The following is a 14,158-nucleotide window of genomic DNA, read 5'->3' on the forward strand; positions in this document are numbered from 1 at the left end:
GAGATTAGAGTCGTTCGAAACGCAGATAGTTGGCGCGCCGGCCCTCGCGTTCGGCTTTGCGGCCATAGCGCGTCATCGTGTAGTTGGGCCACGGCTTGCGCCAATCGTCGGCGCGCTGGGCGAGCCAGTCGAAGCTCGGCGCACGCAGCAGATGCGCCAGCGTCCAGGCGTTGTAGCCGTCGATGTCGCTGACGAAGCGGAATTCGCCGTGCGGCGTCAGCGCGCGTGCCATCGCCGTGACGGTGGCGTCCTGCACGAAGCGACGCTTCCAGTGTCGGCGCTTCGGCCACGGATCGGGATGGATCAGGTCGATCCGCGCCAGCGAGCCGGCCGGCACCCAGGCCAGTAGCTCCGAGGCGTCGCCGGCAAACAGCCGGATGTTGCGGATGTTCTCGGCCTCAATCCGCGCCAGAATCTTCGCCATGCCGTTGACGTAAGGCTCGGCGCCGATGAAGCCCGTGTTTGGATGCGCAAGCGCTTCGGCGATCAGGTGTTCACCGCCGCCGAAACCGATTTCGAGCCGCATGTGCTCGACCGGAGGATCGAACAAATTGGTGAGCGGTTCGGGCGCCGGAGCGTCGATCTGCAGCGACAAATGCGGCAGCAGGTTTTCGATCAGGTCGGCCTGATGGGCGCGCAGCTTGTGGCCCTTGCGGCGGCCGAAGAACGATCCCTGGCCGTGCATCACGACGTCACCATCGTGATCTTCGCCATCGTGATCTTCAGTGTCCGGGTGATCTTCAGTGTCCGGCGCCGAGTCTGGGTGATCAATATTGAACATCAAGCGACCGCGCTCGCACTTCTTCGACAGGCTGCCCTGCATACAGGACCGCCATCTTGTTTCGACCGTGAACGAAAAACCGGCCCCGCTTATATCATTTGCGGAGGCCGGCGCGACGGAGGTCGATCGATCAGTTCGTCTCGTCCGCTTCGCGCGCGGCGATCCGTTCGACGAGATCGACGATGCTGCGACGAAGCTTGGCATCGGTGATCTTGGTAAAGGCGCGGGTGAGCGCCAGACCTTCGGAAGTCGCGAGGAAGTCGGACACGTATGAAGGCGACGGCGCCTCACTGAAGCCGTTGCCGTTAGCGAGGCCGCCGCTGGGGCCGCCTTCGAACAAGAAGGACACCGGGACCTGCAGGACTTCAGCGATCTGCTGAATGCGGCTGGCGCCGACGCGGTTGGTCCCCTTCTCGTATTTCTGCACTTGCTGAAAAGTCAGACCCAGCGCTTCGCCGAGTTTCTCCTGACTCATGCCCAGCATGATGCGTCGCATGCGCACACGGCTGCCGACGTATTTGTCAACAGGATTGGGCGCTTTAGTCGACATCTCACTCACTCCTCAGGCACGTGCATACGCCAACAGTTAGCGCATGCGGGTTGGAATACGCCTCAAATATTGGAGTCGTCAAATGTCTTTGGAATCCAACGGGGATTCGGCGTTAATTTACGCCGAGGAAAATTCGCGGGCTACGCGAGTGCGAATTTTCTCGAACTTAATCTCTGGTTGCGTCGCCGATCCGCGTATTAGCACGAGCCCGGTGAGCGCTTTCGTAATAGTACAAGCATCATCACTAACGCAACCAGCACGGCTGCAGGAAGTTCGCCCACCCGCGCATAGATCGTCGGTGCCACCGGTGCCGGCAGCCCCGAATCCAGCACCCCTTCGACGCCGAGGCCGAGCTCTGCGACGATCCGTCCGACCGGATCGATCACTGCGGAAACGCCGGTGTTCGCTGCGCGAACAAGCGGCAGGCCCTGCTCGATGGCACGCATCCGCGCCTGCTGCAGGTGCTGATAGGGGCCGCTGGAAATGCCGAACCAGCCGTCGTTTGTGAGATTCAGCATCCAGCCGGGACGGTTGTTGCCGATCGCAATTTCGTCCGGGAAAATTGCCTCGTAACAAATCAGCGGCAGCAGTGGCGGGGCGTTGGGCAGTTCGAGGTTATGACGCGCCACACCGGCTAAAAATCCGCCCTGCACCTTGGTAAGTTGGACGAAGCCGATCTTCTCCATCAGATTCTGGTACGGCAGAAATTCGCCGAATGGGACCAGATGGAGTTTGTCGTAGACCGACAAAATGCTGCCATCATGATCGATCGCGTAGATCGAATTGTACGCGCGGGTAATCCGGCGCCCCGGCGGTAATTCAGGCGGGCGGACCGCCCCGGTCAGCAGCACGGTGCCCTTCGGCAGCAGCTCTGCGATCTGGGCCATCGCATCCGCTTCCCGCGACAGGAAGAACGGAAACGCCGATTCCGGCCAGATCAGCAGCGAGACGTCGCGAACCCCGGTCGATTTCGGCCCTGTCGAGCGGTCCGACAGTGACAGATATTTCTGCATCACGTCGGCTTTGGCAGAATAATTGAAGCGCGCGTCCTGGGGCAGGTTGGGCTGCATGATCCGCAGCCGGACGTTGTCGACGAGCTGGGTCGGCGACAATTTGAGTCGAATGCCGCCAAACACCGCCATCGCGGCCAGCACGGCCAGTGCGATCGCCGGCGCCGCCCAGCGCCGCTTGGCGGTGGTGCCGCCATCGATCAGCACCGCGGGCGAGGCAAAGATTGCCACCGCCAGCAGCGTCAGTCCCCAGATGCCGATCACCGAGATGCTTTGCGCCAGCGCGAGCGGCTCGGTCAGGGCGTAGCCGAACGCATTCCAGGGAAAGCCGGTGAGCAGATGGCCGCGTAGCCATTCGCTGATCGTCAGGCTGACGGCGAGCGACAGGATGCGCAGACTATCGGGGCGCCACAGCAGCCGTGCCAGCGCGAAGCCGAGCGCGGTGAACAGCGCCAGATAGGCCGGCAAGCCGCATATCGCCGCCGGCAGCAGCCAGGCGAAGGTGTCGGCATCGACCAGAAACGCGTAGCCGATCCAGTACAGGCCGGGGACGAAATAACCGAAGCCGAACCACCAGCCGGCCATCGCCGCAGCCGGGACGCCGCGCCGTTTGCCGGCCGCAGAGCCGTCGATCAGCCACACCGCGATCGGGAAGGTGATGAACAGCACCGGCCAGGCGTTGAACGGCTCCATCGCCAGTGAGGAGAGTGCGCCGGCCAGCAGCGCGATCACAGCGCGCTTCCAGCCCCACGCCAGGATGATGCCCGAGGCGATCCGGCTCAGCACACCCCGACGCGTCACGGCGAACCGGTCCCGTCGCCGGTCGTTGGTGATGAGGTGGAGCCGCTGCCGTCCGTGGTTGGCGGCGCAGCGGAATCGGTCGCGGTCTCGCGCCGCCGACTGTCGCGTGTGCGTGGTGCGGGGCGTTCCTTGCGCGGCCCGATCCGTAGCCGCTTCACCCGCCGCGGGTCGGCATCGAGCACTTCGAATTCGAAGGTGCCGGGGCCGGCGATCACTTCGCCGCGCACCGGCAGCCGGCCGACGTGATTGACGAGGTAGCCGCCGAGAGTTTCCACGTCTTCGCCCGCTTCGCCGGTGACGAACTGATCGCCGATCATGGCGCGGACGTCTTCCAGACTGGCTCGCGCATCGGCGATGAACGAGCCGTCGGCCTGGCGCACGATCGACGGCGGTTCGGTCGAGTCGTGTTCGTCATCGATTTCGCCGACGATCTGTTCGACGATGTCTTCGATCGATACCAGGCCGTCGGTGCCGCCGTATTCGTCGACCACCAGCGCCAGATGAATCCGCGCCGCCTGCATCTGGGCCAGCAGGTCGATCGCCCGCATCGATGGCGGCACGTAGAGCAGCTTCCGGATGATGCCGGTTTCGGTCAGCGGCATCTTCAGATCGATGGCGCGCAGATCGAGCCCGGCGGGAAGCGCTTTCTTGCGCTTTGCGACCGTCGCGGGCGGCACCTTCGCCTTGGCGGTCATGAACGCCACGAGGTCGCGGATGTGAACGATGCCGACCGGATCGTCGAGCGTCTCGTTGTAAACCACGAGTCGCGAATGCGCCGCGTCCTGAAACAGGCTGAGCAGTTCGCCGAGCTGGATGTCCTGCTTGATCGCGACGATGTCGGCGCGGTGCACCATCACGTCGGCGATCCGGCGATCGTGCAGCCCGAGGATGTTGCGCAGCATCGTGCGCTCGAGCGTCGAGAAGCCGGAGTCGTCGGGCGGGCTGGTGTCGAGGACGACCTGCAGATCGTCGCGCACCGAGCCGGGCTTCCAGCCGAACAGCGAACGGATCGCACGGATCAGCCAGTTGCCGCCATGCGGATGCAGCACTTCGCCCTGGTGCACCACCGCGGGTAACTGGCCGCGCGTCGAGTCCTGCAGCGAGGCCTGCGAACCAGTCTGAGCTCTGTCGCCGTCGGGCATGTCAGCTCACCCGATCCTGGCCCGCATACGGATCCGGAATCCCGAGCCGCGCCAGGATTGCGCGCTCGGCGTCTTCCATCTCCTCGGCTTCCTCATCGGTCTCGTGGTCGTAACCGACCAGATGCAGGAAGCCGTGCACGGCGAGGTGACTGAGGTGGTGATCGAACGGTTTGTCTTCGTCGTCGGCCTCGCGGCGGACGGTCTGATACGCGATCGCGATATCGCCGAGCATCCGCGGCGCGCCGTCCGGCTGCACCTCGGGCTGCGTCGCGGGAAACGACAGCACGTTGGTCGGCTTGTCCTTGCCGCGGAAAGAGGCGTTGAGCTGGCGGATGTGATCGTCGTCGGTCAGCATCACGGCGAGCTCGGCGCCGCCGGTGTCGGCGTCGAGCGCATCGGCGGCGGTTTCGATGGCGCGCAGCACGGTTGCTTCGGCCGATGCTTCGGCCTGCCAGCAATCGGCTTCGATCACGACTTCGGTGAATGGACGAGCACGATGGGTCATCGAGGCAAAATTACTATCCGGGTCCGCCCCGTTGCAATCGGGGTGGCACCCAGGGCGTGGCTGCGACATCACGACTTACCATTCGCCGGTGACGGCGCTCCTTCGTAGGCGGCGACGATCCGCGCCACCAATTCGTGGCGGATCACGTCCTCGGCCCTGAACTGGACCTGGGCGATGCCCTCGACGCCGGATAGCAGCCGGGCCGCTTCGGACAAGCCGGAGGTCTGGCCGTTCGGCAGGTCGACCTGGCTGGGGTCGCCGGTGATGATCATCCGGCTGTTCTCGCCGAGACGAGTGAGAAACATTTTCATCTGCATCGACGTGGTGTTCTGCGCCTCGTCGAGGATGATCGCCGCGTTGGTCAGGGTGCGGCCGCGCATGAACGCCAGCGGCGCGATCTCGATCTCGCCGGACTGCAGCGCGCGTTCGACGATCCGGGCATCCATCAGGTCGTACAGCGCGTCGTAGATCGGCCGTAAGTAAGGATCGACCTTCTCGCGCAGATCGCCGGGCAGAAAGCCAAGCCGTTCGCCGGCTTCGACCGCGGGCCGCGACAGGATGATGCGGTCGACTTCCTTGCGCTCGAACAGTTGCGCGGCATGCGCCACCGCCAGCCAGGTTTTGCCGGTGCCGGCCGGGCCGACGCCAAATACCAGCTCGTGGCGCTTCAGCGCGCGGATGTAGGAGTCCTGCGCGGCGGTGCGGGCCCGCACCGGGCGCTTGCGCAAATTGATCGCTTCGAACGCGGTGGCGGACGGCTGCTTGGTGTCGAATTCGAACAGCGAGCCCTGGGCGATCACGGCGCGGATCGCGCCTTCGACGTCGCCCTGCACCAGATCGTGGCCCGACACCGCCTGGGCATACAGCGTTTCCAGCACGCGCCGGGCTGCGTCGCAGCCCTCGCGCGAGCCGCCGATGGTGATGTGGTTGCCGCGCGAATCCACCACCACGCTGAGCCTGCGCTCGATCTGAGCGAGGTTCTGGCCGTAGGGGCCGACCAGAGCGGAGGCGGCACGGTTGTCGTCGAAATCGATGACGACCTGGGTTTCAGGCGGGTTCAAGCTGTCGCGATCGGGTTTGCGGCGGGAAACGAACGAAGACGATTCCGGTGCGCTTTTGACCAAGGGGGCTCAGGCTCCTGTGGCGGCCATCGCATCGGCCGGCCGGGAGGTTGCGGATGCGAGTTCGCCGAGCAGGCTGTAGCGTTCGAGGCTGTCGACGCGGACCGGCAGCACCTGTCCGATAATGCTGTCGGGCGCCATCACATGGGCGGGCTGCAGATAAGCGGTGCGGCCGACGATCTGGCCGGGCTTGCGGCCGGCGCGCTCGAACAGGACCTCCACGGTCCGGCCGATCGCGGCCTTGTTGAAGGCCGATTGCTGCTGGTCGATCAATTGCTGGAGCCGCTCCAACCGCTCGTCCATGACCGCTGCAGGCACCATCTCCGGCATGTCCGCCGCGGGCGTGCCGGGCCGCGGGGAGTATTTGAACGAATACGCCCCAGCGTAGCCGATTTGTGCGACAAGCGCGAGAGTCGCGGAAAAATCGCGTTCGGTTTCACCCGGGAAACCGACGATGAAGTCCGACGAGAAAGCGATCGCTGCGGAAGCAGACCGGAACCGGTCGATCACGCGGCGATAATCGTCGGCGGTGTGCTTGCGGTTCATCGCCGCCAGAATCCGGTCGGAACCCGACTGCACCGGCAGATGCACGAACGGCATCAGCGCCGGCAGATCGCGATGCGCGGCCAAGAGATCGTCGTCAACGTCGTTCGGATGGCTGGTCGAGTAGCGCAGCCGGACGATCCCCGGAATCTCGGCCAGGCGCCGCACCAGGCGCCCGAGTGACCAGGCGCGGCCGTCCGGCCCGTCGCCGTGATAGGCATTGACGTTCTGGCCGATCAGCGTGATCTCGCGGACGCCGTTTTCGGCGAGCCGTTTGACGTCCTCGACGATCGCCGCCACTGGGCGCGACATCTCGGCGCCGCGGGTATAGGGCACGACGCAGAAGGTGCAGAACTTGTCGCAGCCTTCCTGGACCGTCACGAAGGCCGAGATGCCGCGGGCACGGATCGCGTCCGGCGCCGGCTGTGGCAGCACGCCGAATTTGTCCTCGATCGGGAACTCGGTTTCCAGCGCGCGGCCATGCTGCTCGGCCTTCGCCAGCAGGTGCGGCAGGTTGTGATAGCTCTGCGGCCCGACCACGACGTCGACCACCGGCGCGCGGCGGATGATCTCTTCGCCTTCGGCCTGCGCCACGCACCCTGCGACCGCTATCTGCATCCGCCGGCCTTGGCCTGCGGCCTCGTCACGCGCGACGCGCAGCCGGCCGAGCTCGGAATAGACCTTCTCGGACGCCTTCTCGCGGATGTGGCAGGTGTTCAGGATCACCAGATCGGCGTCATCCACGTTCGCGGTCTCGACAAAGCCTTCCGGCGCCAGCGCGTCCACCATGCGCTGGGCATCGTAGACATTCATCTGACAGCCGTATGACTTGATGTGCAGCTTGCGCGGCGGAGACATCGTGTGCGGGAGCCCAAACAAAAAACGCGCGTTTTCCAGCGCGTTGCCCGTCACTTATAGGCGAAACCCGGCGAAATCCAGCCGCGACCGTCGATTTGCCGCGCGCAGTCCGTCGGGCGGCTAAATTTCTTCAATGATTGTCGTCAGTTGCCGCATATCGGCAAAACACCGATCGGCCCCGGCGGCGGTCAGCGCGGCCGCGCTGGCGTCGGTGCAATGGCCGCCGCCGTGAAAGCCCAGCACGGTCATGCCGGCCGCTTTTGCCCCCAGCACCCCCGGCACGCTGTCTTCGATCACCACGCAGCGCTCCGGGGCGGCTCGCATTTGCGCCGCCGCGAACAGGAACAGATCCGGCGCCGGCTTGCCGTGCGCGACCTGCTCGGCCGAAAACAGATGCGGAGCGAACCGGCCAATTAGACCCGCGTGGGTCAGCGCGACTTGGATCCGATCCAGCGTGCCGCTCGAGGCGACGCAGAACGGCCGCCCCAGCGTGTCGAGCGCCTCGGTGACGAACGGGATCGGCTGCAGCGTTTCGGCGAAGGCGCGCAGCAGTGCGCCGAGCAGGTTTGTTTCGATGTCGTCGGCGAAGCGCCGGCCAGTCTCGGCTTCGATCTCGCGCCGGGCCTCGCGACCCGACCGGCCGAGGAAACGCGCCGCGACTTGGTCCGGCGTGATCGGATAGCCGTAGCTTGTCAGCGTCTCGGCATGAACCCGACAGGAGATCAGCTCACTGTCGACCAGGACGCCGTCACAATCGAAGATAACAAGTTCGGGAGTCACATCTGCGGCCGGCTGCGATTGAAACTAATAACGCCGCGAGCCGGTAAGCTCGCGGCGATCGGCAGATGCGTCGGGCGTGCTATCGGCTCAGGACTTATCGTCTTCGAGCGGTACGCAATACAGTTCGAGCCGATGATCGACCAGCTTGTAGCCGAGGCGGCGGGCGATCTCGGCCTGCAGCTTCTCGATCTCTTCGTTGGTGAATTCGATCACCTTGCCGTCACGCAGGTTGATCAGGTGGTCGTGATGGCTGTCGCGCATCTGCTCGTAGCGGGCGCGGCCTTCACGGAAGTCGTGACGCTCGATAATGCCGGCATCTTCGAACAGCTTGACGGTACGGTACACCGTCGAGATCGAGATCTTGTCGTCGATCGCAACGCAGCGGGTGTACAGTTCTTCGACGTCGGGATGATCTTCCGACTCCGCCAGAACTCGCGCGATCACGCGGCGCTGCTCCGTCATGCGCATGCCGGTGGCGGCGCAGCGGGCTTCGATTTCGGTTGCCTTGGGTTCGGACATCGGCGTCAACGTGGTTGCGGGTGAATGGTTATTGGGCATTGTTCTGCCACTGTAAGGCGATCAGGACAAGTCGCGACGCATTATCAATGCGTTCAATTGTTCCCCGTTGGGCTGTCGGTAATAGCGCTCGCGTCGGCCAACCACCTGAAAACCGGTACGATTGTAGAGTCGTCGTGCCGGCTGATTGTTTTCCTCCACCTCGAGAAACACCGTGGCGACGCCACGTCCTGCGAGATGACGGAGGTGAGTCAGCAGCATTTCACGCGACAGACCGCGGCCGCGATACGAGGCGGCGATCGCGATTGATAGGATTTCGGCTTCGTCCGCGCCGATCCGCGATGCAACAAATCCGATGATTCGCCGGCCGACGCGCAGTCGGTGCACCAGCGTATTGCGCTCGCTCAAAAGGTCGGCGAATTCCTGTTCGTCCCAGCCGCGATGAAACGAAGCGGCATGCAGTTCGGCAAGCTTAGGCGCATCGCGCAGCGTCGCCGTTTCGACCACAGCGTCGGCGTAGCCCCAGAATTCGGCCAGCCAAGTCATCATTGATGGCACATATGGCAGCGCGTCATGCGGCGGGCTGCGCCGATTGAGCGATGGGATCAATCTTCGGCTTGGCGTCCGGCGGCCGCAAATAGAACGGCTTGGCAGGCGCGGCTTCCGGTGTTGCTGCTGCACCCAGCCAGGCGAGCCAGCCGATATCGGGGGCGGGGCGCTGATCCACTGCGAGCGGCGGTGGGGTCAGGGCCGGCCAGCGATCGGCAAGCAGCTGCGCGGCGTTGCCGACCAGCCGCGGCGCGCCGTAACGCGCGGCTTCCAGCGCTTCGGCGATCGGCGCCACCCGCGGGCGTATGATCATCGTGCCGTTGCCGGCGACGAGCTGGTAGTAGACGTGGTCGTGACGGGCATCGATCACCGACAGGATCGGCGTGTCGTCGGTCTCGCTCACCAGCGGCGCCGCGAACGCCGACAGCGTCGTCAGCCCGACGACCGGCTTGGCGGCCGCGAGTGCGATACCGCGCGCAGCCGAGAGGCCGACCCGGAGGCCGGTGAAACTACCAGGCCCGGTGGTCACTGCGATGCGGTCGATATCGAGAAAACCGATCCCGGAAGCGTCCATCACCCGGCCGAGCAGCGGCATCAGGGCTTCGGCGTGACCACGCTGCATCGCCTGCGATTCGCCCGCGAGCAGCCGATTAGCCTCGGTGTCCAGCACCGCGGCTGCGCAGGCGTCGAGCGCCGTATCGATGGCGAGGATCAGCATCCGGCTAACATATCAGCAATGCGACGGTTGCGTCATGTCCCGGGCGGGTCGATCGACAACTATTCGGATGGACGGCATGGCGCGGTGCGTCATGCCTGTTTGTCGTGCTTGCCTAGCGTTGCGGCAGCTATCGGTCAGGTGACCGGGCGGACTTCCACCACTTCCGGCACGAAGTGCTTCAGCAGGTTTTGGATGCCGTGCTGCAAGGTCGCGGTCGATGACGGGCAGCCGGCGCAGGCGCCGCGCATGTTGAGATAGACGATGCCGTCCTTGAAGCCGCGGAACGTGATGTCGCCGCCGTCGTTGGCGACCGCCGGGCGCACCCGCGTTTCGATCAGGTCCTTGATGATCTCGACCGTCTCGGCGTCGCCCTCGGCGTAGAACTCGTCGTCATCGCCATCCTCGCCGTCCGACTTGCCGTCGGCCAGAATCGGCGCGCCCGACATGTAGTGCTCCATGATGGCGCCGAGGATCGCGGGCTTGAGGTGCTGCCACTCGCCCTTGTCCTTGGTGACGGTGACGAAGTCGGTGGCATAGAACACGCCGCTGACACCATCGATGTCGAACAGCCGCGCCGCGAGCGGCGAGCGGGCCGCCTGGGCCGCATCGGTGAATTCCAGCGTGCCGCTGTCGAGCACGGTCCGGCCGGGAATGAATTTCAACGTGGCCGGATTGGGGGTCGGTTCGGTCTGAATGAACATCGATTGTCTCCGTCGTCGCCGGTTCAAGGCCGGTGCGTAGGTTTCTCCTAGCAAATAGCGCTCGGAAACGCACGGTCAACCCGCGGGCTCTCCCGGAGGTTGCTGAAAGTGGCTGACAACGCTCACGTTTTCGAGGGCCGCACAGGCTCAGGCGAGGGCGTCGATGTCGTCGTCGGTGAGGCTGGAGGCGACCATCATCACCGGCACCGGGAAGGTGCCGAGATGGCGCACCATCGCGGTGACGATCGGGCCCGGTCCTTCCGGGCCATCGTCGGCCGCCAGCACCAGCATGACGATGTCAACGTCCTGGTCGATCACCTTGCGAACCTGGGCGATGGTGTCGCCCTCGCGGATCACCCGCTCCGGCGTGATCCCGGCGACGCCATTGGCGCGGCCGGAGGCGCGGTCGAGCGCAAGCTCTGCGGTCTCGATTGCTTCGGCGCGCATCACGTCGGCGACGCCGAGCCATTGCTGGTTCTTGTCGAGGATCTCGATGACGCGCAGCATCACCACGCCGCCGCCGACCCGCACCGCCCAGCGGCTGCCGTAATACACCGCGCGATCCCACTCGGCGGTGTCGTCAACGATCACCAGACATTTCGGCTTGTGGCCGGATTCATAGCTCCGTCGCTGGCTGCTCATTGGTGCCCCCGGAGTTCCCAAGCGCGCGCCCGCGCAACGAAGCGATGCTGCCATGGCGACAGCGGGCAGGACAAGCGGGCGTCTCGGACCCGACGTCATGCGCGGGCTTGACCCGCGCATCCATCCAATCTTGCAAGAGTCCTTTGAAGAAGATGGATGGCCGGGTCGAGCCCGGCCATGACGGGAGCGTGCGAAGCCTCAGCCCTTCTTGCGCACCATGCCCATGATGTCCTTCACGGCCACCATGGTTTCGGCCGCGATCGCGCGGGCGCGGTCGCTGCCGTCGGCAAGCACCGAGTCGACATAGGCATGGTCGGCCGAGAGCCGCTTCATTTCGCCGGCGATCGGCGACAGCTTGGTAACGGCGAGGTCGACCAGGTTCGACTTGAACGCGGAGAACTGCGCGCCGCCGAACTCGGTCAGCACATCGGTCTTCGGTTTGCCGGACAGCGCGGCGTAGATGCCGACCAGGTTGTCGGCTTCAGGGCGGGTCTCCAGGCCCTTTTCCTCGCTCGGCAGCGGCTCCGGATCGGTCTTGGCCTTCTTGATCTTCTGCGCGATCGCGTCGGCATCGTCGGTCAGGTTGATGCGCGAGTAATCGGACGGATCCGACTTCGACATCTTTTTGGTGCCGTCGCGCAGGCTCATCACCCTCGTCGCCGGGCCGGTGATCACCGGCTCGGGCAGCGGGAAGTAAGCGTCGCCGAAGCCCTGCGCCGCAATCGAGGCCGAGAAGTCGTTGTTGAACTTCTGGGCGATGTCGCGGGTCAGTTCGACATGCTGCTTCTGATCCTCGCCGACCGGAACGTGGGTGGCGCGATACACCAGAATGTCGGCGGCCATCAGCACCGGATAGTCGTACAGGCCGACCGAGACGTTCTCGCGATCCTTGCCGGCCTTCTCCTTGAACTGGGTCATGCGGTTCAGCCAGCCGAGCCGCGCGATGCAGTTCAGCACCCAGGCCAGCTCCGAGTGTTCCGCCACCTGGCTCTGGTTGAAGATGATCTGCTTCTTCGGGTCGATGCCGGACGCGATGAACGCTGCGGTCACTTCGCGGATGTTCTTGCGCAGCTCGTCGGGACCGCCCCAGACCGTCACCGGAACGGTGATCGCGTGCAGGTCGACGACGCAGTAAACGCAATTGTGCGTCTCCTGCATCTTCACGAAGTTCACGATCGCGCCGAGGTAATTGCCGAGATGCAGATTGCCGGTCGGCTGGATGCCGGAGAATACCCGCTGCGTGATGGCCATGATCGTGATTCCCGCGCTTGGTCTGGAAAAGGCGCCGTGAAGTGGCACAGCTGCGCTAGTCGCGCAAGCCGCGTGGCCGCCGCAGCGCGCGGAGCACCCCATCAGGACGAATGACGCCGGCCAGCATCAAAACTGCGGCATAGACGATTAGACCGCCGCCGATCAGCACCGCGAGCGCCGCAGCTTGGACCAAAGTGGAGCCCGTCGCCATCAGCGGCAGCACCACGCCGGCGGCGAGCCACAGCAGCGCGCCCATCACCAGGGATGCAAGCACGATCAGCACCAGCCGGCGCCGCGCCGGCGCATCGATGGTGACCCCGAAGCGCTGCACGCCGCGCCCCAGCAGCAGGGCTGCGTTGCTCCAGGCGCCGAGGCTGATGGCGGCCGCGACCCCGGCGGCGCCGAATAGCCGGCCGAGCAGCACGGCGGCAACCAGCGCGACCGCGACCGAGATGAGGGTCGCCACAAGCGGCGTGCGGGTGTCCTCGCGGGCGAAGAACGCGGCCGACCAGTTCTTGGCCAGCACCTGGGCGGGCAGGCCGACCGCCAGCACCGCCAGCGCCTGTGCGGTGGCGGCCGAGTCCGCTGCGCTGAACGCGCCATGTTCGAACAACAGCCGCACGATCGGTTCGGCGAGGACGATCAGTCCGAAAGTCGCAGGCAGCGCCACTCCGACCGCCAGTTCCAGACCGCGCGAGGCGGCTTCGGACAGCGCGGTCCGATCGCCACCGCGAACCGCCCGCGCCAGTTCCGGCACCAGCACCGCGCCCATCGCAACGCCGACGATGCCGAGCGGCAGCTCGATCAGCCGGTTGGCGAAGTACAGCCATGACACTGCCGCCGGCTGCGCCGAGGCGATGATGGCGCCGGCGACGATCAGGAGCTGCGGTCCGGAATTGGCGATCATTCCGGGGATCGCCTTGGCGAAGAATGTCCGCATCGCCGCGTCGAACCCGGCGCGCAGCGGTGTCGCCAGCCTTTCGCCGCGCCCGTTGACCGCCAGGATCGAAAGCTGCAGCAGCCCGGCAACCCCGACGGTGCCGGACAGGATCAGCGCCGCAATGGTCGGGTCGTTGTGGCCGAGCAGCAGCGCTGCCGTGACGACGATCAGCGATACGTTGAATAACAGCGGCGAGAACGCGGTAAGGCCGACTTTGCCTTGCGCGTTGAACAACCCCATCATCACCGCGACCGGGCCGGCGAAGGCCAGATACGGCAGCATCAGCCGGGCGTCGCGGGTTGCCATCAGCAGTGCGGGCTGGCCAATGAAGCCGGGGGCCAGCGCGGCGATCAGTAGCGGCATGAACACGCCGAGCAGGATCGCCAGTAGCAACGTCGCCAGCGCAATGCTGCCGAGCAGCCGCCCGGCGAACGCGGCCGCCGCTGCGGGACCGTTGTGCTCGCGCACTTTCAGCCACGCCGGCACCAGCGCGGCGTTGAGCGCGCCTTCGGTCAATAGCCGCCGCATCACGTTGACGAGCTGAAACGCCAGCAGGAACGCATCCGCCACCACGCCGGCGCCGAGCAGCGCCGCGACCAGCGCGTCGCGAACGAATCCCAACAAACGTGACGACAGAGTCCCTGCGGAGACGGTGAGCAGCGGGCGAAGCATCCCGGCCTTATAGCCGGATTGCCGGCGCAACGGCCCGGCGCAGCTCGGTTTAGTGGCCGATTGGTAAAGGGGGTGGCC

General features: G+C 65.4%; 15 protein-coding genes. All 15 read right to left on the reverse strand.

Annotation, left to right across the window (positions count from 1 at the left end; all coding sequences use genetic code 11):
• Window positions 1–4: 4 nt before the first annotated feature.
• Window positions 5–685 (reverse strand): tRNA (guanine(46)-N(7))-methyltransferase TrmB, encoded by a 681-nt coding sequence (locus DY467_RS15225; RefSeq protein ID WP_234820199.1) that lies wholly within the window; start codon window positions 683–685, stop codon window positions 5–7.
• Between the two features lie 226 nt (window positions 686–911).
• On the reverse strand, window positions 912–1,331 hold the full coding sequence (locus tag DY467_RS15230; RefSeq protein WP_011156011.1) for a helix-turn-helix domain-containing protein: 420 nt from the start codon (window positions 1,329–1,331) through the stop codon (window positions 912–914).
• Window positions 1,332–1,528: 197 nt separating this feature from the next.
• The gene (gene lnt / locus DY467_RS15235) at window positions 1,529–3,142 is read right to left on the reverse strand and encodes an apolipoprotein N-acyltransferase (RefSeq protein ID WP_164637193.1); all 1,614 of its coding nucleotides are present in this window, start codon (window positions 3,140–3,142) and stop codon (window positions 1,529–1,531) included.
• Entirely contained in the window at window positions 3,139–4,284 is a 1,146-nt protein-coding gene (locus DY467_RS15240; RefSeq protein WP_107342665.1) for a hemolysin family protein, read from the reverse strand. The genes lnt and DY467_RS15240 overlap by 4 nt, the downstream gene beginning before the upstream one ends.
• A 1-nt stretch (window position 4,285) precedes the next feature.
• Entirely contained in the window at window positions 4,286–4,789 is a 504-nt protein-coding gene (ybeY, locus tag DY467_RS15245) for an rRNA maturation RNase YbeY (RefSeq protein ID WP_164637203.1), read from the reverse strand.
• A gap of 68 nt (window positions 4,790–4,857) precedes the next feature.
• The gene (locus DY467_RS15250) at window positions 4,858–5,913 is read right to left on the reverse strand and encodes a PhoH family protein (RefSeq protein WP_107342667.1); all 1,056 of its coding nucleotides are present in this window, start codon (window positions 5,911–5,913) and stop codon (window positions 4,858–4,860) included.
• A gap of 6 nt (window positions 5,914–5,919) precedes the next feature.
• Entirely contained in the window at window positions 5,920–7,311 is a 1,392-nt protein-coding gene (miaB, locus tag DY467_RS15255; protein ID WP_164637205.1) for a tRNA (N6-isopentenyl adenosine(37)-C2)-methylthiotransferase MiaB, read from the reverse strand.
• Between the two features lie 120 nt (window positions 7,312–7,431).
• Entirely contained in the window at window positions 7,432–8,091 is a 660-nt protein-coding gene (locus DY467_RS15260; protein WP_164637207.1) for an HAD family hydrolase, read from the reverse strand.
• An 87-nt stretch (window positions 8,092–8,178) separates the two neighbouring features.
• On the reverse strand, window positions 8,179–8,610 hold the full coding sequence (locus tag DY467_RS15265; RefSeq protein WP_107342669.1) for a Fur family transcriptional regulator: 432 nt from the start codon (window positions 8,608–8,610) through the stop codon (window positions 8,179–8,181).
• A 60-nt stretch (window positions 8,611–8,670) separates the two neighbouring features.
• Complete coding sequence (gene rimI, locus DY467_RS15270; RefSeq protein ID WP_107342670.1) at window positions 8,671–9,156, reverse strand: ribosomal protein S18-alanine N-acetyltransferase; 486 nt, start codon at window positions 9,154–9,156, stop codon at window positions 8,671–8,673.
• A gap of 22 nt (window positions 9,157–9,178) precedes the next feature.
• A complete protein-coding gene (gene tsaB / locus DY467_RS15275) occupies window positions 9,179–9,874 on the reverse strand; it encodes a tRNA (adenosine(37)-N6)-threonylcarbamoyltransferase complex dimerization subunit type 1 TsaB (RefSeq protein WP_164637209.1) in 696 nt (231 codons plus the stop codon).
• 134 nt (window positions 9,875–10,008) lie between these two features.
• Entirely contained in the window at window positions 10,009–10,575 is a 567-nt protein-coding gene (locus tag DY467_RS15280) for a NifU family protein (protein WP_164637212.1), read from the reverse strand.
• Between the two features lie 147 nt (window positions 10,576–10,722).
• A complete protein-coding gene (locus DY467_RS15285) occupies window positions 10,723–11,217 on the reverse strand; it encodes a putative universal stress family protein (RefSeq protein ID WP_107342673.1) in 495 nt (164 codons plus the stop codon).
• 198 nt (window positions 11,218–11,415) lie between these two features.
• Window positions 11,416–12,468, reverse strand: a complete 1,053-nt coding sequence (gene trpS, locus DY467_RS15290; protein WP_107353998.1) for a tryptophan--tRNA ligase — start codon at window positions 12,466–12,468, stop codon at window positions 11,416–11,418.
• 55 nt (window positions 12,469–12,523) lie between these two features.
• Entirely contained in the window at window positions 12,524–14,080 is a 1,557-nt protein-coding gene (murJ, locus tag DY467_RS15295) for a murein biosynthesis integral membrane protein MurJ (RefSeq protein WP_164637214.1), read from the reverse strand.
• Between the last annotated feature and the right edge of the window lie 78 nt (window positions 14,081–14,158).

The organism is Rhodopseudomonas sp. BR0G17, from assembly GCF_010907025.1.
GTDB lineage: Bacteria > Pseudomonadota > Alphaproteobacteria > Rhizobiales > Xanthobacteraceae > Rhodopseudomonas > Rhodopseudomonas palustris_H.

Bases quoted from the DNA above. Each gene is read 5' to 3' on its own strand.
- rimI (WP_107342670.1), bottom strand. From the start codon at position 9,156: ATGATGACTTGGCTGGCCGAATTCTGGGGCTACGCCGACGCTGTGGTC.
- DY467_RS15240 (WP_107342665.1), bottom strand. From the start codon at position 4,284: ATGCCCGACGGCGACAGAGCTCAGACTGGTTCGCAGGCCTCGCTGCAG.
- tsaB (WP_164637209.1), bottom strand. From the start codon at position 9,874: ATGCTGATCCTCGCCATCGATACGGCGCTCGACGCCTGCGCAGCCGCG.
- ybeY (WP_164637203.1), bottom strand. From the start codon at position 4,789: ATGACCCATCGTGCTCGTCCATTCACCGAAGTCGTGATCGAAGCCGAT.
- DY467_RS15265 (WP_107342669.1), bottom strand. From the start codon at position 8,610: ATGTCCGAACCCAAGGCAACCGAAATCGAAGCCCGCTGCGCCGCCACC.
- DY467_RS15230 (WP_011156011.1), bottom strand. From the start codon at position 1,331: ATGTCGACTAAAGCGCCCAATCCTGTTGACAAATACGTCGGCAGCCGT.
- murJ (WP_164637214.1), bottom strand. From the start codon at position 14,080: ATGCTTCGCCCGCTGCTCACCGTCTCCGCAGGGACTCTGTCGTCACGT.
- miaB (WP_164637205.1), bottom strand. From the start codon at position 7,311: ATGTCTCCGCCGCGCAAGCTGCACATCAAGTCATACGGCTGTCAGATG.
- trpS (WP_107353998.1), bottom strand. From the start codon at position 12,468: ATGGCCATCACGCAGCGGGTATTCTCCGGCATCCAGCCGACCGGCAAT.
- DY467_RS15280 (WP_164637212.1), bottom strand. From the start codon at position 10,575: ATGTTCATTCAGACCGAACCGACCCCCAATCCGGCCACGTTGAAATTC.
- DY467_RS15285 (WP_107342673.1), bottom strand. From the start codon at position 11,217: ATGAGCAGCCAGCGACGGAGCTATGAATCCGGCCACAAGCCGAAATGT.
- DY467_RS15225 (WP_234820199.1), bottom strand. From the start codon at position 685: ATGCACGGCCAGGGATCGTTCTTCGGCCGCCGCAAGGGCCACAAGCTG.